Annotated in this window: 22 protein-coding genes and 2 pseudogenes; 14 read left to right on the top strand and 10 right to left on the bottom strand. The window is 50.9% G+C overall.

Going from position 1 to position 25286, the window contains the following annotated elements; genetic code table 11:
* Positions 1 to 122: 122 nt before the first annotated feature.
* The 4 genes and pseudogenes from anmK (at position 123) to pdxY (ending at position 4460) form a co-directional block, all read left to right on the top strand.
* A pseudogene (gene anmK, locus AYY16_RS05395) lies at positions 123 to 1239 on the top strand (anhydro-N-acetylmuramic acid kinase).
* Positions 1240 to 1422: 183 nt separating this feature from the next.
* Positions 1423 to 2073, top strand: coding sequence for a pyridoxamine 5'-phosphate oxidase (pdxH, locus tag AYY16_RS05390; protein WP_067363024.1), 651 nt, complete (start codon positions 1423 to 1425; stop codon positions 2071 to 2073).
* Positions 2074 to 2205: 132 nt separating this feature from the next.
* Positions 2206 to 3480: a tyrosine--tRNA ligase gene (gene tyrS, locus AYY16_RS05385; protein ID WP_067363021.1), complete on the top strand. Its 1275-nt coding sequence runs from the start codon at positions 2206 to 2208 to the stop codon at positions 3478 to 3480.
* A gap of 113 nt (positions 3481 to 3593) precedes the next feature.
* Entirely contained in the window at positions 3594 to 4460 is an 867-nt protein-coding gene (pdxY, locus tag AYY16_RS05380; protein WP_067363018.1) for a pyridoxal kinase PdxY, read from the top strand.
* 61 nt (positions 4461 to 4521) lie between these two features.
* On the opposite strand, the pseudogene gstA reads toward pdxY, so the two are convergent.
* Positions 4522 to 5128: pseudogene (gene gstA / locus AYY16_RS05375) on the bottom strand (glutathione transferase GstA).
* Positions 5129 to 5324: 196 nt separating this feature from the next.
* Between gstA and AYY16_RS05370 the strand changes: the two are divergent.
* Complete coding sequence (locus tag AYY16_RS05370) at positions 5325 to 6260, top strand: Gfo/Idh/MocA family protein (RefSeq protein WP_067363015.1); 936 nt, start codon at positions 5325 to 5327, stop codon at positions 6258 to 6260.
* Between the two features lie 203 nt (positions 6261 to 6463).
* Here the strand turns inward: AYY16_RS05370 and fabI are convergent, their stop codons facing one another.
* The 7 genes from fabI to pspF all read right to left on the bottom strand — a co-directional run bounded on the left by fabI (position 6464) and on the right by pspF (position 13829).
* Positions 6464 to 7252: an enoyl-ACP reductase FabI gene (fabI, locus tag AYY16_RS05365; protein ID WP_067363011.1), complete on the bottom strand. Its 789-nt coding sequence runs from the start codon at positions 7250 to 7252 to the stop codon at positions 6464 to 6466.
* A gap of 139 nt (positions 7253 to 7391) precedes the next feature.
* Positions 7392 to 8201: a putrescine export ABC transporter ATP-binding protein SapF gene (gene sapF, locus AYY16_RS05360; protein ID WP_067363008.1), complete on the bottom strand. Its 810-nt coding sequence runs from the start codon at positions 8199 to 8201 to the stop codon at positions 7392 to 7394.
* Positions 8201 to 9193, bottom strand: a complete 993-nt coding sequence (gene sapD / locus AYY16_RS05355) for a putrescine export ABC transporter ATP-binding protein SapD (RefSeq protein WP_067363005.1) — start codon at positions 9191 to 9193, stop codon at positions 8201 to 8203. The genes sapF and sapD overlap by 1 nt, the downstream gene beginning before the upstream one ends.
* A complete protein-coding gene (gene sapC / locus AYY16_RS05350) occupies positions 9193 to 10083 on the bottom strand; it encodes a putrescine export ABC transporter permease SapC (RefSeq protein ID WP_067363002.1) in 891 nt (296 codons plus the stop codon). The genes sapD and sapC overlap by 1 nt, the downstream gene beginning before the upstream one ends.
* Positions 10070 to 11035, bottom strand: a complete 966-nt coding sequence (sapB, locus tag AYY16_RS05345; protein WP_067362999.1) for a putrescine export ABC transporter permease SapB — start codon at positions 11033 to 11035, stop codon at positions 10070 to 10072. Before sapB ends, sapC begins: the two co-directional genes overlap by 14 nt.
* Entirely contained in the window at positions 11032 to 12741 is a 1710-nt protein-coding gene (gene sapA, locus AYY16_RS05340) for an ABC transporter substrate-binding protein SapA (RefSeq protein ID WP_067362996.1), read from the bottom strand. Before sapA ends, sapB begins: the two co-directional genes overlap by 4 nt.
* A gap of 71 nt (positions 12742 to 12812) precedes the next feature.
* Positions 12813 to 13829, bottom strand: a complete 1017-nt coding sequence (gene pspF, locus AYY16_RS05335; RefSeq protein ID WP_067362993.1) for a phage shock protein operon transcriptional activator — start codon at positions 13827 to 13829, stop codon at positions 12813 to 12815.
* Between the two features lie 218 nt (positions 13830 to 14047).
* Here pspF and pspA point away from each other — a divergent pair, with 218 nt between their 5' ends.
* The 7 genes from pspA (at position 14048) to tyrR (ending at position 20173) form a co-directional block, all read left to right on the top strand.
* The gene (gene pspA / locus AYY16_RS05330; protein WP_067362991.1) at positions 14048 to 14722 is read left to right on the top strand and encodes a phage shock protein PspA; all 675 of its coding nucleotides are present in this window, start codon (positions 14048 to 14050) and stop codon (positions 14720 to 14722) included.
* Positions 14723 to 14768: 46 nt separating this feature from the next.
* Positions 14769 to 14990 (top strand): envelope stress response membrane protein PspB, encoded by a 222-nt coding sequence (gene pspB, locus AYY16_RS05325; RefSeq protein WP_067362988.1) that lies wholly within the window; start codon positions 14769 to 14771, stop codon positions 14988 to 14990.
* Complete coding sequence (pspC, locus tag AYY16_RS05320) at positions 14990 to 15343, top strand: envelope stress response membrane protein PspC (RefSeq protein ID WP_067362985.1); 354 nt, start codon at positions 14990 to 14992, stop codon at positions 15341 to 15343. Before pspB ends, pspC begins: the two co-directional genes overlap by 1 nt.
* 220 nt (positions 15344 to 15563) lie before the next feature.
* Positions 15564 to 15800 carry a phage shock protein PspD gene (locus tag AYY16_RS05315; RefSeq protein WP_067362982.1) on the top strand — a complete coding sequence of 79 codons (237 nt, stop codon included), beginning with the start codon at positions 15564 to 15566 and terminating at the stop codon, positions 15798 to 15800.
* Complete coding sequence (locus AYY16_RS05310) at positions 15781 to 17178, top strand: YcjX family GTP-binding protein (RefSeq protein WP_067362980.1); 1398 nt, start codon at positions 15781 to 15783, stop codon at positions 17176 to 17178. The genes AYY16_RS05315 and AYY16_RS05310 overlap by 20 nt, the downstream gene beginning before the upstream one ends.
* Positions 17175 to 18245: a YcjF family protein gene (locus tag AYY16_RS05305; protein ID WP_067362977.1), complete on the top strand. Its 1071-nt coding sequence runs from the start codon at positions 17175 to 17177 to the stop codon at positions 18243 to 18245. Before AYY16_RS05310 ends, AYY16_RS05305 begins: the two co-directional genes overlap by 4 nt.
* Positions 18246 to 18577: 332 nt before the next feature.
* Positions 18578 to 20173 carry a transcriptional regulator TyrR gene (gene tyrR / locus AYY16_RS05300; RefSeq protein ID WP_067364750.1) on the top strand — a complete coding sequence of 532 codons (1596 nt, stop codon included), beginning with the start codon at positions 18578 to 18580 and terminating at the stop codon, positions 20171 to 20173.
* A gap of 207 nt (positions 20174 to 20380) precedes the next feature.
* Here tyrR and tpx read toward each other — a convergent pair whose 3' ends face one another.
* Positions 20381 to 20884, bottom strand: a complete 504-nt coding sequence (tpx, locus tag AYY16_RS05295; protein ID WP_067362974.1) for a thiol peroxidase — start codon at positions 20882 to 20884, stop codon at positions 20381 to 20383.
* A gap of 162 nt (positions 20885 to 21046) precedes the next feature.
* Here tpx and AYY16_RS05290 point away from each other — a divergent pair, with 162 nt between their 5' ends.
* Both AYY16_RS05290 and zntB read left to right on the top strand, forming a co-directional pair.
* A complete protein-coding gene (locus AYY16_RS05290) occupies positions 21047 to 22681 on the top strand; it encodes a peptide ABC transporter substrate-binding protein (RefSeq protein WP_067362971.1) in 1635 nt (544 codons plus the stop codon).
* A gap of 65 nt (positions 22682 to 22746) precedes the next feature.
* On the top strand, positions 22747 to 23730 hold the full coding sequence (zntB, locus tag AYY16_RS05285) for a zinc transporter ZntB (RefSeq protein ID WP_067362968.1): 984 nt from the start codon (positions 22747 to 22749) through the stop codon (positions 23728 to 23730).
* 286 nt (positions 23731 to 24016) lie between these two features.
* Here the strand turns inward: zntB and ttcA are convergent, their stop codons facing one another.
* Positions 24017 to 24937, bottom strand: a complete 921-nt coding sequence (ttcA, locus tag AYY16_RS05280; RefSeq protein WP_067362965.1) for a tRNA 2-thiocytidine(32) synthetase TtcA — start codon at positions 24935 to 24937, stop codon at positions 24017 to 24019.
* Positions 24938 to 25286 lie beyond the last annotated feature (349 nt).

Genomic DNA, 25286 nt, shown 5'->3' with positions numbered 1-25286 from the left:
AGCCAGGTCACATAGTCTACCTATGCTCCCCGCCTATCTTCCCTTGCCGCCTGCCTGCATTTTGAATGGCGTTGGGTATATACTATTTTTATCAAACGGTTATTGATTAAAAGGAATTGGCTATGCGCCCGGGACGTTATATCGGAGTGATGTCAGGAACCAGCATGGATGGCGTTGATGTCGTTCTGGCTGCGATTAATGATGCAGTGGTGGCGCAACAGGTGAGTTATTCGCATCCGTTTCCCCATGCACTGAAAACCCGCATACTGGCAGTATGTCAGGGGCAACAGACGACGTTGTCGGAAATCGGCAGGCTGGATTATGACCTGGGCACATTATTTGCGCAGGCGGTAAACGGGCTGTTGGTGAAAGCACGGCTGACACCGCAGGATATTACCGGCATCGGCTGCCACGGGCAGACGGTCTGGCATGAACCGGACAGCGACACGCCTTTCACTATGCAGATCGGGGACAACAACCGGGTCGCCGCACTGACCAATATCACGACAGCCGGGGATTTCCGCCGCCGTGATATGGCGTATGGCGGGCAGGGCGCGCCACTGGTGCCGGCATTTCATCAGGCTGTTCTCGGCGTACCGGGTGAGAAACGCATTATTCTGAATATCGGCGGGATAGCGAATATCACCACCCTTATCCCCGGCGCGCCGGTCAGAGGATATGATACCGGGCCGGGTAATATGCTGATGGACAGCTGGACATGGCGGCACAGGGCACAGCCTTATGATAAAGACGGCGCCTGGGCAAAAAGCGGACAGGTACACAAAAAAACTGCTGGCTCAGATGCTTCGCGACCCGTATTTCAGCCGTTCAGCACCGAAAAGTACCGGACGTGAATATTTTAATATGCAGTGGCTGACCACGCACCTGACGGCATTCCCTGATGTATTACCGGAGGATGTACAGGCCACATTGCTGGAACTGACGACAGTCAGTATCAGTGACCAGGTGGCTCTTTGCGGCGGATGTGAGCGGCTTCTGGTGTGCGGTGGCGGAGCGCAGAATCCGCAGATAATGTCCCGTTTGTCTGCGTTGTTGCCGGGTACAGAAGTCAGCCCGACTGACACCTTTGGTCTGAGCGGGGATGACCTGGAAGCACTGGCATTTGCCTGGCTGGCGGCACGCACTCTGGCAGGTGAGTCCGGCAATCTGCCGTCTGTCACCGGCGCAGACAGAGAAACCGTATTGGGCGCGGTTTATCCGGTTATCCGCCATGAATAAATATACCCTTATTCATTCAAACTGCAGGTTCGTTGGCGGAACGAGGATAGCCGGGTCACATACTAATGTATGCTCCCCGTCTATCTTCCTTTGCCGCCTGCCTGCATCCTGAATGACGTTGGGTATAGGCACAAATACACAGCAAGTAATAGTGATTAAAAGAAAAATCAAGAGGAAAAAAGCATGTCAGATGAATCTCCGGATGTTGCTTCACTGCGGCGTGAATATACCAAGGGCGGATTACGCCGCCATGATCTCAGTGATGAGCCGCTGGAAATGTTTGAGCGCTGGCTGAAACAGGCGTGTGAAGCTAAATTATCAGACCCGACCGCCATGAGTGTGGCGACGGTGGATGAAACCGGTCAGCCGTATCAGCGCATTGTGTTACTCAAGCATTTTGATAAAAACGGACTGATTTTTTATACCAATACAGGCAGCCGTAAGGCGCAGCATCTGGCAAAAAATCCGAAGATCAGCCTCCATTTTCCGTGGCATACGCTCGACAGACAGGTCTGTTTTCTGGGCGAGGTTGAGCGTTTATCCACACTTGATGTGGTGAAGTACTTTAACAGCCGCCCGAAAGACAGCCAGATTGCCGCATGGGCGTCACAGCAATCTTCCCGTATCTCGGCAAGAGGGATTCTGGAAGGTAAGTTTCTTGAACTGAAACAAAAATTTAAGCAGGGTGAAGTTCCGCTGCCAAGCTTCTGGGGCGGATATCGCGTGAAGTTTAACTCGGTGGAATTCTGGCAGGGTGGTGAACACCGTCTGCACGACCGCTTCCTTTATACCCGCACAGCGGATGGCTGGGAAATAGACCGCCTCGCACCATAAGCTGACAGAAAACGAATTTCTGCACTAAAACGACTTTATTGCTGGCACTTCACGGAGTGCCGCTTTATGCTGTAACCTCATTTTATCATCCGCAATTTTTGCATAGACAAAACAGAACTGATGGAGTCATTGATGTCTGGTACGAACCTGATTAAACAACTGCAAGAGCGGGGCCTTATTGCCCAGGTAACGGACGAAAAAGCGTTAGCAGAGAGACTGGCGCAAGGCCCGGTTTCCCTCTATTGTGGTTTCGATCCGACCGCCGACAGCTTGCATTTGGGCCATCTGGTTCCGTTGCTGTGCTTAAAGCGTTTCCAGTTAGCCGGGCATCGTCCGGTTGCGCTGGTTGGTGGTGCAACGGGGCTGATTGGCGACCCGAGCTTTAAAGCGACGGAGCGCAAACTCAATACACAGGACACGGTTCATGACTGGGTGGAAAAAATCCGTCAGCAGGCGTCACCGTTCCTCGATTTCGACTGCGGTGACAACAGTGCGGTCGCTGCAAATAACTACGACTGGTTCGGCTCTATGGATGTGCTGACCTTCCTGCGCGATATCGGCAAACACTTCTCTGTTAATCAGATGATCAACAAAGAAGCCGTAAAACAGCGCCTGAACCGGGATGATGTCGGTATTTCATTTACTGAATTCTCTTATAACCTGTTACAGGGTTATGACTTTGTCCGTCTGAATAAAGATTATGGTGTGGAGCTGCAAATCGGTGGTTCTGACCAGTGGGGTAATATTACCTCAGGTATCGATTTAACCCGCCGCATGAACCAGCAGCAAACCTGGGGCATGACTGTCCCGCTTATCACCAAATCTGACGGCACAAAATTCGGGAAAACCGAAGGCGGCGCAGTATGGCTGGATCCGAAGAAAACCAGTCCGTACAAATTCTATCAGTTCTGGATTAATACAGCCGATGCCGATGTCTACCGCTTCCTGAAATTCTTCACCTTTATGAGCCTTGATGAGATTGATGCACTCGAAGCTGAAGACAAAGCCAGCGGTAAAGCACCGCGCGCCCAGTATGTTCTGGCAGAGCTGGTTACAAAACTGGTTCACGGCGAAGCGGGTCTGATTGCCGCACAGCGTATTACTGACAGCCTGTTTAACGGCGATATCAGCAACCTGACGGAAGATGATTTTGCACAGTTAGCACAGGATGGTATGCCGCACATTGAGCCGGAAAGCGATGCTGATTTACAGCAGGCGCTGGTACTGGCTGAACTGGTACCGTCACGCGGTCAGGCGCGTACTATGATCGGCTCCAACGCCGTTTCACTTAACGGTGAAAAACAGTCTGATGCAGAATACCGCTTTACGGACAGTGATAAATTATTTGGCCGCTACACATTACTGCGTCGCGGGAAAAAACATTACTGCCTGATCTGCTGGAAATAAAAGTTTACGCTGAATAAGGGCAACGAAAGTTGCCCTTTTTGATCTGCCAGCAAGATCTTTTTCGTTTCACAGAATATGATATATACGGTAATAATAAAAATCAGGTTGTATCAATGAAAAATATTCTCTCTATCCAGTCACATGTTGTCTATGGTCACGCCGGTAACAGCGCTGCCGAATTTCCGATGCGCCGCATGGGAGTCAACGTCTGGCCACTGAACACTGTTCAGTTTTCGAATCACACACAGTATGCACAAGGCTGGACCGGCTGCGTGATGAGCGCAGAGCACATCACTGACATCGTGGACGGCATCGATAAGATTGATCAACTGACCCGCTGTGATGCGGTGCTCAGCGGTTATCTCGGCTCGGCAGAGCAGGGACAGCGCATTGTGGATGTGGTGAAGAAGGTCAAAGCCCGTAATCCGCAGGCGTGGTATTTTTGTGATCCGGTAATGGGTCATCCGGAGAAAGGCTGTATTGTTGCACCCGGCGTGGCGGATTTCCTGTGTCAGGAAGCTCTGGCGGTCAGTGATATGGTCGCACCAAACCTGCTGGAGCTGGAAACACTCAGCGGACAAACTATTCACAATGTGGATGAAGCGGTTGCCGCTGCCCGCAGCCTGTGCAAAAAAGGTCCGCGCCTGGTGCTGGTTAAGCATCTTTCCCGTGCCGGTTACCGTGCTGATCGCTTTGAGATGATTTTGGTCACCGCAGAGCACGCCTGGCATATCAGCCGTCCGCTGGTGGATTTTGGCGAACGTCAACCGGTGGGTGTGGGGGATTTAACCAGTGGTCTGATGCTGGTTAACCTGCTCAAAGGTGAAGAATTACCGAAAGCACTGGAGCACGTTGCGGCTGCTGTGTATGAAGTGATGCTGAAAACCAAAACCATGAATGAGTATGAATTACAGTTGGTGGCAGCACAGGATGAAATGGTTGTCCCGACACATAAATTCTGCGCGGAACAGATAGACTGATTACAGCCTGTTATCTGTAATCTCAAACGCCGGTAAATACCGGCGTTTTTATGTTTTTACTTTAAATAAGACCTTCCGCTTCCATAGCATCCTGCACATGCGGGCGATGGGCAATTTTTGCCAGATAGGCCTGTAAATGCGGATAAGGCTCCAGTGACAGATTCAAATGCGGCACCCAGCCGGAGACAGTAAACAGATAGGCATCTGCCACCGTAAAACTGTTGCCGGTGATATACGGGCTTTTTGCCAGCACACTGTCAACATATGCAAATTTGCTCATCAGATTGCGGATGGCAATCGGACGGTAATCCTCCGGCGTCTCTTTTGAAAAGAGCGGGCTGAAACTTTTGTGTACTTCACTGGCGATATAATTAAGCCACTCAATCTGATGGTAGCGTTCCAGCGTCCCCGCCGGGGCAATAAGTTTGCGATCCGGTTTCTGATCGGCAAGATACTGTACAATCGCCACGCCTTCCGTTAACAGTTGGTTATCACCGATACACAGTGCGGGCACCTGTCCTTTCGGATTGATTTTCAGATAATCATCACCATTTTCTGTTTTTTTTAGCTTTCAGATCGACACGGACCAGTGAAAAATCCAGCCCTGTTTCACGCAAAATAATATGCGGAGATAACGCACAACTTCCCGGGGTATAAAATAGTTGCATTGAGTGCTCCTCAGTCAAAATGAAAGAACGGATATGGCGGTATGTAAGAAGTATAGACCGGTATTCACGGGTTGAATGAGTATCGCAGGCAAATTTCTTACCGGTCAGAACTATCTTTCCATATAATCACTACAGATTCAATATCCGGCAATATTTTATAATTCATTGTTACAAAACGATAAAAGGTAAAATGCACATGAAGAAACTCCGTATCGGGATAGCCGGATTGGGTGGGATAGCACAAAAAGCATATTTGCCGGTGTTAACCAAAACGGATGGCTGGGTACTGTCCGGCGGTTTTTCGCCAAATCAGGAAAAAGCCCGCCGGGTGTGTGATGCTTACCGGTTTGCCTTGTTTCCGACACTGCATGCCCTGGCAGAACAATGTGATGCGGTATTTGTTCACAGCAGCACCGCGAGTCACTTTGCTGTCGTCAGTGAGTTACTCAATGCAGGTTGTCATGTGTATGTTGATAAACCACTTGCCGCAACCTATGAGCAGTCAGAAGCCCTGGTCAGTCTGGCAGCGAAAAAACAACGGGCGCTGATGGTGGGGTTCAACCGGCGATTTTCGCCTTTTTATCTGCAACTCAGAGACTGTATTGCCGGAAAAACAGCCTCTGTCCGCATGGATAAACACCGGAGCAACAGTGTCGGTCCGCATGATGTCAATTTTACGGTGACAGATGATTATCTGCATATTGCCGATACACTGCTCTGGCTTGGGCGCGACGGACAGGCGCGCCTGAAAAGCGGGAGCATGCAGGTTAATGAACAAAATCAGTTGCTGTATGCGGAACATCATTTGCAGACCGCAGAAGGGGCCTGGCTGACGGCATCAATGCACAGGTGCGCCGCAAGTCAGCGGGAGCAGGTGAGTGTGACCGGGCGTGATGGCTGCTATCAGGTGACAGACATGAACCACTTTCGCAGTGAAACAGCGGCAGGCATTCAGGATCAGTACCCGGTGGCATGGGAGCCGGTACTGGTTCAGCGCGGTTTTGATGGTGCGGTGCGCCATTTTATTGATTCAGTGGCTAATCAGACAATGCCGTCAGTGTGCGGCGAAGAAGCGCTTTATGCTCAGAGGCTGACAGAGAAGTTATTGGCAGAATCGAACTTTGAAGGCTGAAACACAGTAATTTTTAAGGCAGATGATACTGATACCAGCAGGCGTCAGCGGGAAGCAGGCAAATGAACGAAAAGCATGCGCGTCATGGATGACGCGCCTGAGCGTACACGGATGTATTTACAGCGTCTTTTCGTTTTGCCTGTGACCGCTGTGGCACGGAACGCTCAGAAAACACAGCCTCTGCATTGCAGAGGCCGGTTATCTTATTTCAGTTCCAGCTCATTCATTGCAGCGATACTGAAACCGCCGTCAACGTGCAGAATTTCACCGGTGATCCCGCCTGCCAGATCAGAGCACAGGAATGCCGCGGCATTACCCACATCTTCAGTGGTTACAGTGCGGCGCAGTGGTGTCACGGCTTCGCAATGGGACAGCATTTTGCGGAAATCTTTGATACCGGATGCAGCCAGTGTACGGATAGGACCGGCAGACACGGCGTTAACACGGATAGTTTCGCGACCCATCGCATTCGCCATATAACGGACGTTCGCTTCCAGAGACGCTTTTGCCAGACCCATGGTGTTGTAGTTAGGAATGGCGCGCTCAGCACCCAGGTAAGAGAGGGTCAGCAGAGCAGAATGCGGATTCAGCATGCTGCGGCAGGCTTTTGCCATTGCCACAAAGCTGTAGGCGCTGATGTCGTGTGCAATACGGAAACCTTCACGGGTGACCGCATTCACATAGTCGCCGTCTAACTGGTCAGCAGGCGCGAAACCAATAGAGTGAACAAAACCATCAAATTTCGGCCAGACTTTAGCTAACTCAGTGAACAGGCTGTCAATGCTTTCATCTTCAGCAACATCACAAGGCAGGATGATGGAGGAATCCAGGGATTGAGCGAACTCTTCAACACGGTTTTTCAGCTTGTCATTCTGGTAGGTGAACGCAAGCTCTGCGCCCTGGTCGTGCATCGCTTTGGCAATACCGTAAGCAATTGATAATTTGCTCGCAACACCTGTGATCAGGATGCGTTTACCGGTCATAAAACCCATAGCAGTTTCCTTGTTTTTTTCATGTCACCCACTGTCTCCGGAAACCGGGCAGGTGATGAGGTTGTTAAAAATCCGGGTGATTCTATCACGTAACCGGAAATTGTGGTGTATTTTGCCTGACTCATCAGAGCAGTGGTGATTACTCCACATCCTGACGCCAGGCTTCGGCGGACAGCGCCTCACCGAAATGGCTGGTAATCAGTTTACGGGTCACATCATGCAGCGGCGAGGCAAGTACTTCTGCGGTATTGCCGCGCTCAACCACTTCCCCGTTATGCATCACCATGATCTGGTCGCTGATGTGTTTCGCCATGCCCAGATGTTGTGTTACATAAATATAGGCAATTTTTTGTGTTTCCTGAAGTTCCAGGATCAGATTGATTATCTGCGAGCGCAGTGACATATCCAGAGACGCCAGTGCTTCATCGGCAACAATCACCTCCGGTTGCAGGATAAGTGCGCGGGCGAGTGCCACGCGCTGCTTTTGTCCGGATGCCAGCATATGCGGATAATAATCAGCATGATCAGGCAACAGACCCACCTGGCGCAGTGTGGCGTGAATGCGCAGACGGCGCTGAGATGCATCGAGATCTGTATTGAGGATCAGCGGCAGTTCCAGTATCTTCCCTGTGCGCTGACGCGGGTTCAGTGACGTGTTAGAATCCTGAAAAATCATACGGATACGCTGACTGCGGTAGCTGTAATCGCCGTAAGTCAGTTTGTGTTTGTCTATCAGGATCTCCCCGCCGCTCGGTTCGATCATGCCGGACAACATCCGCGCAAGTGTTGATTTTCCCGAACCATTGGCACCGGTGATGGCAAGTGTCTGACCGGGTTGCAGGGTGAAACTGACGGGTTTGACCGCCTGCCGGTAATGACGGCGGAAAAGTCCGTCGCGGTAATGAAAGGTTTTACTCAGATTTTTGACTTCCAGCAGAGGACCCGGCATTACACATCCTCCATATTCAGCGGGAAGTGGCAGGCAAAGCTGCGGTTTTTTATGGTGCGCAGACGCGGCGCATCAATACATATCTTTTGTGCATACGGGCAGCGCGGTCCCAGACGGCAGCCGACCGGCAGGTGTTCCAGTGAAGGAATAGCTCCCGGTAATGTATTCAGCCGGCACTTGTGCGCGAGGGCTTTTTCAAAATCAGGTATCGCCCGCATCAGCGCCTGGGTGTACGGATGGTGAGGCTTGAGCAGCAAATCTTTCGGCTCGGCACTCTCCACGGTTTGCCCGCAATAGAGCACATGGATGCGGTCTACCAGTTGGCTCATCATCTGCAAATCATGACTGATAAGCAAAATAGTCATATTATTATTCTGATTCAGACGGGTGAGCAGGCGGAAAATCTGCGCCTGGGTATCCGGCTCCATGGCGTTGGTCGGCTCATCGGCGATCAGCAGGCGCGGCTGATTTGCCAGCGCGATGGCAATCATCACCTTCTGACATTCACCTTCGGTCAGTTCATAGGGATAATTACCCATCACATCTTTATGATCTTTGATACCGACGCGGTGCAGCAACTCAATAGCACGGCGCTTACGCCAGTTAAACCGCTGCCACCAGCGGCCTTTATAAGTCCAGCCCGGAATTGCCTGAATCAGCTGTTTGCCGATATTTTCTGACGGATCAAGACAGGATTGCGGCTCCTGAAAAATCATCGACACATTGTGCCCGATCACCTTGCGGCGCTGGCGGGGCGATAATTTCAGCAGGTCAATATCATTAAAACGGAAACGGTCTGCCGTGACGCGCAAATTATCCTTGGTGACACCGGAAATCGCTTTGGCAATCAGGCTTTTACCCGATCCTGATTCACCCGCCAGCCCGCGAAACTCACCCTCGGTAAGGGATAATGTCACGCGATCCACCGCTTTTACCGGACCGGCGGCAGTCATAAATTCGATGGTTAAATTGCGGATATCCAGTAACGGCATTATTCCACCCCCGCATTAATTGCGCGCTGTAACCCGGTGCCGAGCAGATTGACCAGCAACACACTGATGAGGATTGCTGTTCCCGGCAGGATCACCGACCAGGGCGCAACATAGATAAGCTCCAGCGAATCCCCGAGCATGGCTCCCCATTCCGGCGACGGCAGTTGTGCGCCCAGCTCCAGGAAACCGAGTGCGGCAATATCCAGGATAGCAATAGAAAGGGCGCGCGTCAGTTCTGTTACTGTGACTGCACTGATATTCGGCAGGACAGTCCGGATAAAAATATTCAGGCTGGATGCGCCATCCAGGCGTGCGGCAATCACATACTCTTTATCCAGTTCATCATGCACCGCGATATAAATCATGCGCACAATACGCGGCAGCAGCGCCAGCGCTACGGCAATCATGGCGTTGCCCAGACTGGCACCAAAAAACGCCACCACAATAATAGCCAGCAGCAGTGACGGGAGTGCCAGCAGAGTATCAAACATGTGATTAAATATAGCGGAGCGCAGACCGTGTGTCATACCCGCCAGACAGCCGATAACAATGCCGGATACCGCGACCGTCACTGTCACAAGCAGTGCACCGCCAAAAGTGGATTGTGTCCCGATTAGTATACGGCTTAAAATATCGCGCCCGAGGTCGTCTGTTCCCAGGAAAAAGGCGACATTACCATAGTGTGACCAGGATGGCGGCAGCAACTGATAGCCGATAAACTGCTGGTCAAGCGCATACGGCGCGATATAGGGTCCGCTGATGGTCAGCGCCAGCAGAAACAGCACGCCGTAAAACCCGATCATGGCCGGAATATCCGCCGTAAATTTTTGCCAGATAACCCGTCCCGGCGACGGCATCTGATCTTCGCGGTAGAGTTTATCTGAATGCATACCATTCCTTATGTTTCAGCGGGTTGGATATGGCGCCCAGGATATCGGATAACATATTGACAATAATCACCATTGACCCCACCAGCATCACCCCGGCTGAAATCGCGGAAAAATCCTGCTGGCGGATAGCCGTTATCAGCCAACGCCCGATACCCGGCCAGTTAAACACCACTTCGGTCACCATCGCCAGTGTCAGCATAGTGGAGAATTGCAGCCCGAGTTTCGGGATTACCGGAGGCAGCGCATTGTGTAACAGATGGCGGCGGATAATGGTCAGGCGGGATAATCCCCGGATAGCAGCGGCTTTAATATAGTTTTCATTGATAACATCCTCGGTACTGGTGCGCATCAGGCGGATAACTTCGGTCATCGGCGCAATAGAAAGCGTGAGCACCGGCAGCACCATGTGGGATAAGACATTGACAATCATCTCCTGACGGTAAGGCGAATCAGACAGCCAGGCATCAACAATAGCGAAACCGGTAACCGGTGTTAAATCATACAATAAATCAATCCGCCCGGAGACCGGCAGCCAGTCCAGCCGCAGAGAGAACAGCAGCGTGAGCAGCAGCGCCAGTCCGAATACCGGGATTGAAAACCCGACCAGCGCAAATGTGCTGATGATGACATCAGCCGCTTTATTGCGCCAGACACCGGCAATAATACCGGCAGGAATACCGATAACCAGCGCGAACAGAAAAGCCAGACCGCACAATTCAAGGGTCGGCGGCAGGGCGGACCATAACTGCTGACTGACCGGCTCACCGTTAATCACCGAACTGCCGAAATCCCAGGATACTAATCCGTTGTAATAAAACACCAGTGCATCAGTCAGTGTGGCACCGCTCAGGGGCGCATTCGCCGGAAAATAGCTCAGACTGAAACTGAGCAGTGACAGAAAGAAAAGGGTAATAAGCATCAGCAACAGGCGGCGCAGAATAAAGATGATCATGGTGTTTCCTTCTGCGTCACAGGTTTGTTTTCGGTCACCGGCTTTTCAGCCTCTTCCCGGTAGACACCCGCAAACGAGGTATTTCCGAAGGTACTGAGCACCAGCCCTTTGATATCATAGCGGAATGCCTGTAAGCGCAGTGAATACGCCAGCGGCAGCACCGGCAGGTCTTGTGCCAGTATCTGCTGCGCCTGATGATAATATTCAATCCGGCTGCCTAACTGCTGTGCCAGCAGCGCCTGATGGATAACATCATCAAATTCCGGGGAGCACCAGTGACTCAGATTAGTTTGAGAGCTGATTGCGGCGCAACTGAGTAACGGGCGGAAAAAACTGTCTGGGTCATTACTGTCTGTCGACCAGCCTGCGAGCGTAATATCATGGCTGCGATCCATCAGGGTATTCTCCTGAAAGCGCCCCTCGACCGGGCGGATATTCATCGTAATACCGACCTGCGCCAGATCCGCCTGGATAAGCTCCGCCATCTTCAGCGGGCTGGGGTTATAAGACTGCGAGGCGGTCGGCACCCACAAATTCAGTGTAATACCACTCAGTCCGAGCTGCTCCAGCATGGCTTTTGATTTTTCCGGATTGTACTCCGTTACCCGCGCCTGATTATCATAAGCCCAGGAAACACGGGGCAGAATAGACGCCGCTGTTTCTGCCGTGCCGTAATAAATAGATTTCATCAGCCGTTCATTATTGATGGCGTAGGCAATTGCCTGGCGCGCCTCCAGGTTATTAAACGGCGGCTTACTGGTATTAAACGCCAGATACGCGATATTCATGCCAGGGCGCAGCATCAGACGCAGGCGCGGATCATCACGCAGTACCTGTAACTGGCTGGCGGCAGGATACGCCAGCACATCACACTCGCCGGTGATCAGTTTTGACATCCGCCCGGCACCGCCCGCACCGACATCCACCACCACTTCCTGCATACGCGGCTTACCTTTCCAGTAGTTTTCATGGCGCTGCATCCGGACAAATTGTCCGCTCTGATAATCATCCAGATAGTATGGCCCGGAGCCGACCGGTTTCCAGTCAATTTGCTCCTGGCGCCGCGCTTTTTGCAGATTATCAGCATACTCTTTTGAAAGCACAGGGGCGTAATGGGTGGCTAAATGCCACAGAAAAGAGGCATCCGGCGTGTTAAGTTTGATTTCCACCGTATGGTTATTAATTTTGCGGATGGACTTCACATTGGAGGCGAACCGGAGGCTGTCAAAATAGGGATAGCGCCCGCCGTTAACATAATGATACGGATTTTGTTTATCCACGATGCGGGAAAAACTGAACACCACATCATCGGCAGTTAATTTGCGTGTCGGGGTAAACCAGTCTGTGGTCTGAAATTCCACATCACGGCGCAGATAAAAGCGGTAAGTCGCGCCGTTATCCAGCACAGTCCAGCGGGCGGCGAGTTCGGGGATAAGCCGGTAAGTATAAGGGTCAACATCCAGCAGGCGGTCATATAACTGTGCCGCCAGCGGCTCGACAATCAGCCCGCTGCTGACCAGCTGCGGGTTAAACGTACTGATATTACCATTGACACAATAGACAAAGCCGGTATCCCGGACAGGTGTCAGTGGTGCGGCCTGCACCACTGCCGGTTCAGCCGGACGGGGTGTCTGTTGCGCAGGTGCGGCGGCAAAACCTGTTACGGGCAACAGCACCGCGCATGCCCGGATAATCCAATGGCGCATAAATAAATTACCGTTAATAATGAACGCCGTATTATATCGCAATTTGTGCGACTAACCAAAAACGGAAGCATTTAATCGGGCAAAAGGGCGTTTTCATTGCGATCCGCCCCGGTTAATGCGTGTTTTTTCAGCAATCCGCGGAACTGATGATAAGTCAGATCCAGCAGCCGGGCAGCCTCCCGCTGATTAAACTGAGTTTGATGCAGTGCGGCATTCAGCGCATCAGACTCCTGTGTATGTTGCCACTGTTTCAGGGAAAACGGCAGCGGCGGCAGAGAACTATCTGTGGCAGCCTGCCCGTTTTGCACGCCAATAGCGGTGACAAACGGATTAATAATAAGTGCTGCCAGCGGCACAGTGGTATCGCCCTGACGATAAAGTGAGCGTTCCACCACATTTTTCAGCTCGCGGATATTTCCCGGCCAGGCATAATCCTGCATCTGCTTTATAGCATGCGGTGAAAACCCGGCAAAAAACGACGTGCCCATTTCCTGGCACATTTGTACGGCAAAATGGTTTGCCAGTTCTGACAAATCACGCGGACGGCAGCGCAGCGGCGGAATAGTCACCACATCAAACGCCAGACGGTCGAGCAGATCTGCGCGAAAGTGTCCCTCTGCCGCGAGTGCCGGTAAATCGGCATTGGTTGCGCACACTATCCGCACATCCGCTTTCAGTGTCTGCTGCCCGCCGACCCGCTCATACTCGCCATATTCAATGACGCGCAATAATTTTTCCTGCACATTCAGCGGCGCGGTACCCAGTTCATCGAGAAACAGTGTGCCGCCGTCCGCGCGCTCAAAACGCCCCTGATGGCGGCGCTGAGCACCGGTAAACGCGCCGGACTCGTGCCCGAACAGCTCGGAATCGAGCAGATTATCGTTCAGTGCTGCACAATTTATAGTAATAAATGGCTCATCCCAGCGGGGTGAGAGATAATGCAGGCGATGCGCGAATAATTCTTTGCCGGTGCCGCGCTCGCCGCAAATCAGCACCGGGCGGGCAATTTTCGCCAGCCGAGAGACATTTTCCAGCGCATCTATAAAGGTATTATCAATACCAATCAGCGTATCAGGGGTATTATTCATTGTATTTTTTCATGGTTAATCTGACCACTTAGTGGTGAATAAGACCACTTTATCGCAAGTCGTGACAAAAGTGAAATTAATAAAATTCAGTAAAAACAGCAGATTAAAAAAAATTCTCAGGGTTGGCACGCATCTTGTAATACTCAGTTTGTCAATTCATCATGACAACAACATTCAGCCTGCGGGGCGGTCATTACGGATAAAAAAGGATACACATTATGGGAATTTTTTCACGTTTTGCCGATATCATTAATGCTAACGTCGCGTCACTGCTGGATAAAGCAGAAGATCCGCAGAAAATGATCCGCCTGATGATTCAGGAAATGGAAGATATGCTGGTGGAAATCCGCTCAACCTCTGCCCGTACCCTGGCGGAGCGTAAAAATCTGTCGCGTCAGATAGAAAACGGCGATCGCCAGGTCAGTGAATGGCAGGAAAAAGCAGAACTGGCGATAACCAAAGGCAAAGAAGATTTAGCACGCGCTGCACTGCTGGAAAAACAGCGCGTTGCAGGGCATGTGGATACATTACGTCACGAATTGATTATTCTTGATGAAACAATTGCACGGCTGAAAACTGAAATTAACGAGCTGGAGCAGAAACTGACTGAAACCCGCGCCAAACAGCAATCTATGGTGGTACGCCATGATGCGGCGAAATCGTCCCGCGCGGTGCGCCGACAGTTGGACAGCGGCAAGATGGACCAGGCAATGGCGCGTTTTGATCAATTTGAAGCCCGCATCGACCATATGGAAGGCGAAGCGGCAAGTTATGGTTTGGGGAAGGAAAAGTCCCTGGAGCAGCAGTTTGCCGAGCTGAAAGCGGAAGATGAGATAAGCGCGCAGATAGCCGCTATCAAAGCACGACTTGAAAAAGACGAAAAGGGCGAATAAGGTCAGTAAAAGGCTTTCCTGAATTAATACCATTAAGGACAACAACATGGCATTTGTATTTTTAGGTATACCACTGACTATCTTTGTATTGTTTGTGCTGCCGATCTGGTTATGGCTGCACTACAACAGTCAGCGGGGAAGCCGGCCCGACGCATTTGACACCCGGCGTCTCACGGCGCTGGCTGAAAATTCACAACAAATGGAAGCGCGGATTAAAACACTGGAAGCGATTCTGGATGCGGAAAATCCGGGCTGGAGGCAATCATAATGGAATTTCAGTCACGTAAACTGTACCGGTATCCGGATGAGGGTATGTTTCGGGGAGTCTGTGCCGGTATTGCTAACTATTTTGATGTACCGGTCTGGCTTATCCGCGTTATCGCGGTTGTCGCCACCTTTACCGGGTTTTTCTGGCTGACTATCACCATGTATATCCTGTTCGGCATGATATTACCGGTTGTCCCGCAGGACCATCACCGCGATGCAGGCGGACAAAGTGCCGCAGAGTTGCTTGAGCAGGTGGAGCGTAGCCAGGCGCGCACCGAAAAGCAGATCCGCGATATTGAGCGTTATGTGACGTCGGAGCGGTTTACGCTTAACCGCCGCTTTCGTGATCTTTAATTATACCCTTATTCATTCAAACTGCAGGTGCGTTGGCTACGCTCAGTTAGCCGGGTCACATACTGATGTATGCTCCCGGGCGGTCGGAGCTTGTCGCCTACATGCATCCCGAATTATTTAGAGTATATACTTGTCATACTTCAGGATGCCTGGGTGTTGAGTGCGCTGTTGCCTGCATGCATTCTGAGTTATTCAGGGTATATATCAAAGTGATAACGATATGAAATTAAAGAACAAACAGACTTTATTGCGTTTTGGTAAAACCGGGCTGCGCTTATTAACCTCTGCGGCACTGATGGCGGCACCTGCCGGTATTGCCGGGGTGGTGTTAAAATCAGTGGCCCGTCAGCCGTTGCGCGGGCTGGTATTACTGGCTCTTGAGCCTGCACTGCGCGCCGGAATGGAAAAACTGATCCGTCATTTGCCGTGGGAGAAACATGAAACGACTGCAAAATGAACTGAACGCCCTGGTAAACCGGGGGCTGGATCGCCATCTGCGTCTGGCGGTTACCGGGCTGAGCCGCAGCGGAAAAACCGCGTTTATTACCTCGTTTGTTAATCAGTTACTCAATGTTCAGAGCGGTGCGCGGCTGCCGCTGTTTTCTGCCGCCCGTGACGGACGTATTCACGGCGTGAAGCGGATACCACAACGGGATTTGGGTGTGCCGCGTTTTGCCTATGATGAAGGGCTGGCATCACTGTATGGTTCTCCGCCGGACTGGCCGGTGCCGACGCGTGGTGTCAGCGAAATCCGCCTGAAACTGCGCTACCGCACGCAAGACAGCCTGCTGCGCCATTTTAAAGAAACCTCTACGCTCTATCTGGAGATAGTGGATTACCCGGGTGAATGGTTGCTGGATTTACCTATGCTGGAGCAGGATTATCTGACCTGGTCTGCACAGATGCAAACGCTGCTCAAAGGGGAACGGGGACAGTGGGCAGAACCCTGGCTGGCGCTGTGCCGTCAGTTGGACCCATATGCACCGGCAGATGAACAGGCGCTTGCCGCGATAGCGCAGGCGTATACGGATTATCTGCACCGCTGCAAAGCGGCAGGGTTCCATTTTATCCAGCCCGGTCGCTTTGTGCTGCCCGGAGATATGGCGGGAGCCCCGGGTTTACAGTTTTTTCCGTTTATCACCGATCAGATGCCGGATCAGACCCGGCTGAATAAAGCGGCGAAAAACAGCGTGCTCGGCATGCTGCGTGATCGCTACCAGTACTATTGTGACCATGTGGTCAAAGGATTTTATAAGCACTATTTTCAGCATTTTGACCGCCAGATAGTGCTGGTGGATTGCCTGACCCCGCTGAACAGCGGGCCGCAGGCGTTTAATGATATGCGCCTTGCGCTGACACAACTGATGCAGAGCTTTCATTATGGCAAGCGCACGTTGTTGCGCCGCCTGTTTTCGCCCTGTATCGACAAACTGCTGTTTGCAGCAAGTAAAGCCGACCATATCACGGCAGATCAGCATGCCAATCTGGTTGCCCTGCTACAGCAACTGACGCAATCGGCATGGCAGCAGGCAGCATTTGAAGGGATCAAAATGGATTGTATCGGGCTGGCGTCTGTGCAGGCGACAGAAAACGGTATGGTAATGCATCAGGGGGAAAAAATACCTGCCCTGAAAGGCATGCGCCTGGCGGATAACACACCGCTGACATTCTATCCCGGTGAAGTGCCCAAACGCCTGCCGGATGCACAGTTCTGGCAGCAGCAGGGATTTCAGTTTGAATCGTTCCGCCCGCTGCCGATGCGGATGGACACACCATTGCCGCATATCCGTATGGACAGTGCGATGGAATTTTTACTGGGAGATAAATTGTCATGAATGAGCCGGTAAAATCACGGATAGACTTTGACGAAACGCCGTTGTCACCTGCACCACAGGAAGAACTTAAACCCGCCCGTCAGTTTACGGATGCGGCAGATATTGTCTTTGAGCAATCAATTGCTATCCAGTCAGAACAGGACGCGGAAGGGGATGCGGAAGCCCTGATGAACCAGGTTCTGAAACCGCGCCGCAGCCTCTGGCGTAAGCTGATTTTTGTTGCCGGCGGATTGCTGGGGATCAGTGCTGTCGCGCAACTTATTCAGTGGGTGAATGATGCGTGGACAGGTAATGACTGGACGGCTCTCGGCGGTATAGCGGCAACATTTTTAGTCCTGATTGCGGGAGTCGGTTCGGTGCTGACAGAATGGCGGCGCCTGTACCGTTTGCGCCAGCGTGCCAGCGAGCGGGAAGCCGCTTGCGCGTTGTTGCAAAGCCACCGCATCGGAGGCGGGCGCGCATTTTGTGAAAAGCTGGCTGAGCAGGCAAGTATTCCGGCGCATCATCCTGCATTACAGAAGTGGCAGAGCCTGTTACAGAGCAGTCATAACGATCGCGAAGTGGTGACATTGTACAGTCAGATTGTCCAGCCGGTGTTGGATGAACAGGCACGCCGGGCAATAAGCCGTTCTGCGGCAGAATCTGCGCTGATGATCGCGGTCAGCCCGCTGGCGCTGGTGGATATGGCGTTTATTGCCTGGCGTAATATCCGCCTGATAAACCGGGTCGCAGCGATTTACGGCATCGAGCTGGGCTATTACAGCCGCTTACGTTTGTTTAAACTGGTCTTACTGAATATTGCGTTTGCAGGTGCTTCAGAGCTTATCCGCGAAGTGGGCATGGACTGGCTATCCCAGGACATTACCGCACGGCTCTCTGCCCGCGCGGCACAAGGCATGGGTGCCGGATTACTGACTGCCCGCCTGGGCATCAAAGCGATGGAGTTGTGCCGTCCGCTTCCCTGGATTGAAAATGATAAACCAAAACTGACCGATTTTCGCAAACAGTTGTTACAACAACTTAAACAGGCAATTCCTAAAGGTAAAACACCGGAAAAATCCGCCTGACAGCCGATTTACAGACCGGATGTGCATTTTGTGATGCCATCCGGTCTTATCATGCAGAAATCCGTGTTCTGTCACTGTCTATTTTACCCTGATCCCGTTATGCTTCTGAACGGGTGCGTTATCACCCTTCCCGGGCGATTTATCGTCTGCCCTGTATTACATTTCCTGAGATATCCTCTTTTCGGCTTACTATATACAACGGAATATACGGAACTGCGATCACAGGGCGCATTAATTGTGTCAACTAATCGTGACAGTTTTCATTTTATACCGTAAAATCAGGTTCAATTAGCCGGAAAATAATAACTGTAAGTGTAAATAGGATCGTAATGATGCGATTGGAAGTAATTTGCCAGGACCGAATCGGACTGACGCGGGAGTTATTGGATCTGCTGGTATTGCAAAATATCGACCTGAAAGGCATTGAAATTGCCCCGAACGGTCGGATTTACCTTAATTTCATGCAGATTGATTTTTCTGTATTTCAGTCCCTTATGGCTGAGATCCGCCGTATTCAGGGCGTGGTGGATGTCAGAACCGTTCATTTTATGCCTTCAGAGCGCGAACAACGGGCGATGTGGGTATTACTCGAATCCCTGGAAGACCCGATTTTATCGTTGGATTTGCGCGGTAATATCGAGCTTGCCAACAGTGCGGCGCTGTCTCTGTTTGCCACCACAGAAGAGCGCATTCAGCAGCGCAATATCACCTATTACTTCAGCCAGTTTAATTTCAGCCGCTGGATTGAGCAGGATACCCCGTCTGCGCATAAAGAAACCCTGACACTCAAAGGGCACACTTACAGCCTGAACGTCACACCAATCAGCTTTGATGACAAAGACGATGCTTCTGCGGCTATCGGTGCGGTTGTTTTGTTGCGCGCAGAGAATAACAGCGTAACCGGGCAGAAACGCCGTATGCAGGTGGCCCACTCAGGCAGCTTTGATGATTTGGTGGCAAAAAGCGCCAAAATGCGCCATGTGGTTGAACAGGCGCAGCGCATGGCAAAAATGGACTCCCCGCTGTTACTGGTTGGTGAAACCGGTACCGGGAAAGACGTGTTTGCCAAAGCCTGCCACCTTTACAGTGTGCGCGGCAGCCAGCCGTTCCTGGGACTCAACTGCGCCTCCATGCCGGATGATGTGGTGGAAACCGAACTGTTTGGTTACGCCGCAGGGGCATACGCCAACAGCACCGAACCGAAAAAAGGCTTCTTTGAGCAAGCCAACGGCGGCACCGTCCTTCTGGATGAAATTGCCGAAATGTCATCACAGATGCAGATAAAACTGCTGCGGTTTCTCAATGACGGCACTTTTCGCCGTGTCGGGGAAGAGCATGAAGTAAAAGTGGATGTGCGGGTTATCTGTGCGACACAAAAAAATCTGCTGGAGCTGGTAAAAGAGGGGAAATTCCGCGAAGACCTTTATTACCGCCTCAATGTGCTGACGCTTACCATTCCGCCGCTGCGTGATCACCAGGAAGATATTCTTCCGCTGACCCGCGATTTGGTTAAGCGTTTTTCTGACGAGCAGGAGTGTGAAGAACCGCGCCTTGCCCCGGAGCTGGGGCCGTTTTTATCTGCCTATCACTGGCCGGGTAATGTCCGTCAGTTACGCAACGTGATTTATCAGGCACTTTCCTCACTGGAAGGTGCGCTGTTACGTCCGCAGGATATTGTTTTACCGGAGCTGGAAGCGGAAATTGGTTTCAGTGAGGACATTCTCAGCGGCTCGCTGGATGATATCACCAAGCGGTTTGAATGCTCGGTACTGACCCGTTTGTACCGCCACTATCCGAGTACCCGTAAGTTGGCGAAACGGCTTAATGTCTCCCATACCGCGATCGCAAATAAGTTGCGTGAATACGGGCTGAGCCGGGCGCGCGGCAGTGCAAAGAATAATGGCAGTGACGAAGACGAAGAAGCCTGAGTTATCTGTGGTGTAAAAAGTGCTGTAAAAAGAACCCCGCACCTTTTCCGGTAGCGGGGTTCTTTTTATACCCTTATTCATTCAAACTGCAGGTGCGTTGGCTACGCTCAGCCAGCCGGGTCACATACTGATGTATGCTCCCCGTCTGTCTTCCCTTGCCGCCTTCCTGCATCTTGAATGACGTTGGATATGTATATATAAAGCTAATTATTTCAGTGCATTCAGCGCGCTGTCATAATCCGGCTCTTCTGTGATTTCGCCGACGAGCTGGCTGTAAATCACATTATCTTTCTCATCCAGCACCACAACCGCACGGGCGCACAGACCGGCTAACGGGCCGCTGCCAATCCCGACGCCGTAATTTTCACGGAACTCCGGGTCGCGCAGGGTGGAAAGCATCACGACATTTTCAATGCCTTCCGCGCCGCAGAAACGCGCCTGAGCAAAAGGCAGATCAGCGGAGATACATAAAACAACGGCATTACTGAGTTTTGCGGCTGTTTCATTAAATTTGCGCACAGAGGTCGCACACACACCGGTATCCACACTCGGGAAAATATTGAGGATTTTACGTTTTCCGGCATACGTGGCGAGGGTGGCATCGGACAGTTCACCGGTCACTAAGCTGAAGGGTGCGGCTTTATCACCAACGTGCGGGAACGAACCATAAACCCGTACATCATTACCCTGAAGTTTTACAGTATTAGTCATATTTTTTATCCTTTTAATGAAGCCCATAATTGTTTATTTAAAAATAGCAGACAGGTGTTTTTACATCGAATATCGTCCATTAAAATGTAATATTCGATTGTTGTGTTTCGGTAATCATCGGATAATCTATCGGTTTACTATTTTTAATACAAGGCGTCCGTTATGCTCATGCCGGCAAATTTATCACGTACCGCATTTCTTGCTGGTGCGGTGTTCACCTTTTCTTCTCTGTTCTGTGCCATGGCGGCGGTGATCCCCGCCGGAACTGAGCTGGCAAAAGAGCAATCTGTTTATCGTCATCTTAAAGACGAACCTGCATCACTTGATCCGGTAAAAGCGGTCGGGCTGACCGAAGCGCAGCTCCTGCGTGATTTATTTGAAGGGCTGACCAGCCAGGATGCGGGCGGAAAGCCTGTTCCCGGAGTAGCTTCCTCCTGGGAAACAAATAACAATCTGGTCTGGACATTCCATCTGCGCAAAGATGCGCAGTGGTCAGACGGCACCCCTGTCACCGCACAGGACTTTGTTTACAGTTGGCGGCGTTTGGTTGATCCGAAAAGCCTTTCAACATTCGCCTGGTTCGCACCTCTTGCCGGTATTAATAATGCGCAGGCGATTATCGACGGCAAAATGGCACCCGCCACACTGGGGGCAGAAGCCATTGATCCGCACACATTGCGCATTACGCTGGACAGACCCGTCCCTTACTTCCCGAATTTAGCGGCGAATTTCAGCCTTTTCCCGGTAAATCGCGCGACAATAGAGAAATATGGCGATAACTGGGTCCGCGCCGGGCATCTGGTCGGAAACGGTGCATTTGTCCTGCATGAGCGGGTGGTAAATGAAAAAATTGTTCTGACACCGAACCCGCATTACTGGGATAACAAACACACAGTACTGACATCCGTTACCTTTGTGCCGATTAATCATGAATCACAGGCAACAAAGCGCTATCTTGCCGGTGATTTGGATATCACTGAATCCTTCCCGAAAAATCAGTATCAGAAGCTGAAAAAATCCATTCCGGATCAGATTTATATTCCGGATCAGCTCGGCACCTATTATTACGCCTTTAATACACAGCGCGCGCCGACCAATGATCCGCGTGTGCGCCAGGCGCTTTCCATGACTATCGACCGCGCGGTGATTGCCGAAAAAGTCCTTGGCACCGGCGAAAAACCGGCATGGCGCTTTACGCCTGATGTCACCGCCGGCTTTACCCCGGAACCGGGACGTTATCAGAAATTCAGTCAGAGCGAACTGGACAGCCAGGCAAAAACGCTGATGGCGGCCGCCGGTTATGGCCCGCATAACCCGATGAAACTTTCCCTGCTGTACAACAGCTCGGAAAATCATCAGAAAATTGCTATTGCGGTCGGATCGATGTGGAAGAAAAAGCTGGGCGTGGAAGTCAGGCTGGTGAACCAGGAGTGGAAAACCTACATTGACAGCCGTAATACCGGGAATTTTGATGTGATCCGCGCCTCCTGGGTGGGCGATTATAATGAGCCGTCGACCTTCCTGTCGCTGCTGAGCAGTATTCACACCGGTAATATTTCGAAGTATCACAGTAAAAAATATGATGAATTACTGAAAACAGCGGCACTGGAAACCGATGATGAAGCCCGCAATGCCGATTATAACGAAGCTGAAAAACTGCTGGCGGAAGATACCCCGATTGCACCTATCTATCAGTACACCAATGGCCGCCTGATCAAACCGTGGCTGAAAGGGTATCCGGTTAATAATCCGGAAGATGTGGCGTACAGCCATAATCTCTATATTATTAAGCACTAAACCTGCCTCCTGTCATTTCCCCGCAGGGAGCGGGGGAATGCGGCAGAACCTCGGAGGAGAAACACATGGGTGCATTGTACGGATCTGCTTTTCAGGGAACCGATCCTATTTACAGGGTTCAGCTTGACGGAGAAGGGGGCTGCGTTCCTGTTGATGTCAATGCGGTTGCCGGACAAAAGCAGCCGATGTGGGCGCATCTGGACTATCTCTCTGCCAATAATCAGCGCTGGCTGCGTGAAACTGACCTGCTGCCGGTTCTGGCGAAGGACGGGCTGACCAATGATGTGATCCGCCCGCGGATTGTCCGAATCGGAGAGGCGGCGCTTATCACGCTGCAAACTATTAATAATAACGAAGGTGACAGACCGGATCAGCTTGTGGCGTTCCGTATCTGGATAAGCAGCAACTATATTATCTCGACCCGCCACCGGAAAGTGCACTCTATCCAGACGATTCAGGATGATTTACTGAATGGCGAAGGCGCGAAAAATACCGGCGAATGGCTGGCAGAAGCCGCATTTTGTATTACAGATGAAGTCGCCGACTTTATCGAAGATCTGCATGACAAACTGATCGACATGGAAGATGCGATACTTGAACCGCGTATTCCGGCACGCGGGGAACTGGCGCTGCTGCGCAAGCAGTTAATTGTCCTGCGCCGTTATATGGCACCACAACGTGATGTGTTTGCCAGGTTGGCATCAGAGCGCTACGTCTGGCTCTCAGATGAGGATCGTCATCAACTGACAGATGTCAGCGACCGGCTCGGACGGATTATTGATGATATTGACTCCTGTATCGCGCGGACCTCGGTTATTTCAGATGAAATCACTAACATGATGGCAGATGCCATGAACCGGCGCACTTATACTATGTCATTGCTGGCAATGATTTTTTTACCGACAACGTTTCTGACTGGCTTGTTTGGTGTCAATCTCGGTGGTATTCCGGGCGGCGATTTTCCGTTTGCATTCAGTTTGTTCTGTGTGGGATTAGCCGGTGTGATAGGCTTTGTTGCCTGGTGGTTACGCAAGAGTAACTGGTTGTAAAAACGCGTAATTTTATGTGATTTACCGTACCGGACTTGAGCTATATCAAGAAACGGTGACGTCAGTTAGGGCACTATTAGTCCCGCAGGTGAATACAACGTTGAGCGATGAACGTTGTGCTCCATAATTGTAGTTTTTCTCATATTGAATTCTTATACAGAATATTGACCATTATCATGCCGGTGTATTTATACATCGGTTTTTTTTTGCCTGAATTTTGCATCCGTTCTGACCGGCAAAAAAAAACGCTCACAGGGAGCGCTTTAGCAGAATTGACCGTACAGGCTTACTTCACTTCCACCACATCCAGGCGGTGTTCTGTAAAGTCTGAGCTTTCATCGTCATCAACCGTCCAAACGGGTTGCGATGGCAGTGTTTCCCTGTCAAACGCCAAATCGCCGCCATCCACTACATCACCACCCTGATGAATTGATTTGAAATCAAATAGTCCGGTATCACATAAATGTGATGGTACGACATTCTGTGTGGCGGTGAACATGGTTTCAATGCGACCCGGATACCGTTTGTCCCAGTCACGCAGCAGATCTTTAATTATCTGGCGCTGTAAATTCGGCTGTGAACCACATAAATTACACGGAATAATCGGGAATCCTTTTGCCTCGGCGAAATGCTCAATATCTTTTTCGCGGCAATACGCCAGCGGACGGATAACAATGTGCTTGCCATCATCACTCATCAGTTTTGGTGGCATACCTTTGAGTTTGCCGCCAAAAAACATATTCAGGAACAGTGTCTGTAAAATATCGTCCCTGTGATGTCCGAGGGCAATTTTTGTCGCGCCAAGCTCGGTAGCAGTGCGGTATAAAATACCACGGCGCAGGCGTGAACAGAGAGAACAGGTCGTTTTACCTTCGGGGATTTTCTCTTTCACAATCCCGTACGTGTTCTCTTCCACGATTTTGTATTCAACACCGAGGTTTTCCAGATATTCCGGCAGAATATGACCGGGAAAGCCCGGTTGTTTCTGATCCAGGTTTACCGCGATCAGTGAAAAACTGATGGGTGCGCTCTGTTGCAGACTCTGCAAAACAGAAAGCAGGGTATAGCTGTCTTTGCCGCCGGAGAGACAAACCATAATGCGGTCGCCATCTTCAATCATATTAAAATCGGCAATGGCTTTACCGGTATGGCTGCGTAAGCGTTTCTGCAATTTATTAATATTGTGCTGATCTTTTGGTGTATTCATTTCTTACTGTTTCTTTACTGTTTTGTGTTGTTTTGCAGACTGACAGATAAAAATGACAGGCTATCTGCGGCAAAGTGTCTGGGAGAAAGATGCAATGATAGCAGATAGACGGGGTCTTCTGATACGCGCCGGTAAAAAAGACTCATTTTTACCGGCTGTCGGTGCGAGCAAAAATCCGGAGGTACGCTGTATTACAATAAGTGGTTTTACTAAATTAAATAATAAAACAGGTATTTTTAATTATTTCATTCATTAATATGAGTGAAAAAGATAAACACTCTAAAATATTGGTGTGGTATTGGTTTTTTAAATCAAATTAACACCATTTAGCCATGTGAAAATCTATAAA

It is taken from the genome of Morganella psychrotolerans (assembly GCF_001676155.1).
Taxonomy (GTDB): Bacteria; Pseudomonadota; Gammaproteobacteria; order Enterobacterales; family Enterobacteriaceae; genus Morganella; species Morganella psychrotolerans.
Note: the sequence above shows the minus strand (reverse complement) of the source record. Positions and strands in the feature narration are given on the sequence as shown.

Coding starts and splice junctions, on each gene's coding strand:
- pdxH (WP_067363024.1), top strand. CDS start 1,423: ATGTCAGATGAATCTCCGGATGTTGCTTCACTGCGGCGTGAATATACC.
- tyrS (WP_067363021.1), top strand. CDS start 2,206: ATGTCTGGTACGAACCTGATTAAACAACTGCAAGAGCGGGGCCTTATT.
- pdxY (WP_067363018.1), top strand. CDS start 3,594: ATGAAAAATATTCTCTCTATCCAGTCACATGTTGTCTATGGTCACGCC.
- AYY16_RS05370 (WP_067363015.1), top strand. CDS start 5,325: ATGAAGAAACTCCGTATCGGGATAGCCGGATTGGGTGGGATAGCACAA.
- fabI (WP_067363011.1), bottom strand. CDS start 7,252: ATGGGTTTTATGACCGGTAAACGCATCCTGATCACAGGTGTTGCGAGC.
- sapF (WP_067363008.1), bottom strand. CDS start 8,201: ATGCCGGGTCCTCTGCTGGAAGTCAAAAATCTGAGTAAAACCTTTCAT.
- sapD (WP_067363005.1), bottom strand. CDS start 9,193: ATGCCGTTACTGGATATCCGCAATTTAACCATCGAATTTATGACTGCC.
- sapC (WP_067363002.1), bottom strand. CDS start 10,083: ATGCATTCAGATAAACTCTACCGCGAAGATCAGATGCCGTCGCCGGGA.
- sapB (WP_067362999.1), bottom strand. CDS start 11,035: ATGATCATCTTTATTCTGCGCCGCCTGTTGCTGATGCTTATTACCCTT.
- sapA (WP_067362996.1), bottom strand. CDS start 12,741: ATGCGCCATTGGATTATCCGGGCATGCGCGGTGCTGTTGCCCGTAACA.
- pspF (WP_067362993.1), bottom strand. CDS start 13,829: ATGAATAATACCCCTGATACGCTGATTGGTATTGATAATACCTTTATA.
- pspA (WP_067362991.1), top strand. CDS start 14,048: ATGGGAATTTTTTCACGTTTTGCCGATATCATTAATGCTAACGTCGCG.
- pspB (WP_067362988.1), top strand. CDS start 14,769: ATGGCATTTGTATTTTTAGGTATACCACTGACTATCTTTGTATTGTTT.
- pspC (WP_067362985.1), top strand. CDS start 14,990: ATGGAATTTCAGTCACGTAAACTGTACCGGTATCCGGATGAGGGTATG.
- AYY16_RS05315 (WP_067362982.1), top strand. CDS start 15,564: ATGAAATTAAAGAACAAACAGACTTTATTGCGTTTTGGTAAAACCGGG.
- AYY16_RS05310 (WP_067362980.1), top strand. CDS start 15,781: ATGAAACGACTGCAAAATGAACTGAACGCCCTGGTAAACCGGGGGCTG.
- AYY16_RS05305 (WP_067362977.1), top strand. CDS start 17,175: ATGAATGAGCCGGTAAAATCACGGATAGACTTTGACGAAACGCCGTTG.
- tyrR (WP_067364750.1), top strand. CDS start 18,578: ATGCGATTGGAAGTAATTTGCCAGGACCGAATCGGACTGACGCGGGAG.
- tpx (WP_067362974.1), bottom strand. CDS start 20,884: ATGACTAATACTGTAAAACTTCAGGGTAATGATGTACGGGTTTATGGT.
- AYY16_RS05290 (WP_067362971.1), top strand. CDS start 21,047: ATGCTCATGCCGGCAAATTTATCACGTACCGCATTTCTTGCTGGTGCG.
- zntB (WP_067362968.1), top strand. CDS start 22,747: ATGGGTGCATTGTACGGATCTGCTTTTCAGGGAACCGATCCTATTTAC.
- ttcA (WP_067362965.1), bottom strand. CDS start 24,937: ATGAATACACCAAAAGATCAGCACAATATTAATAAATTGCAGAAACGC.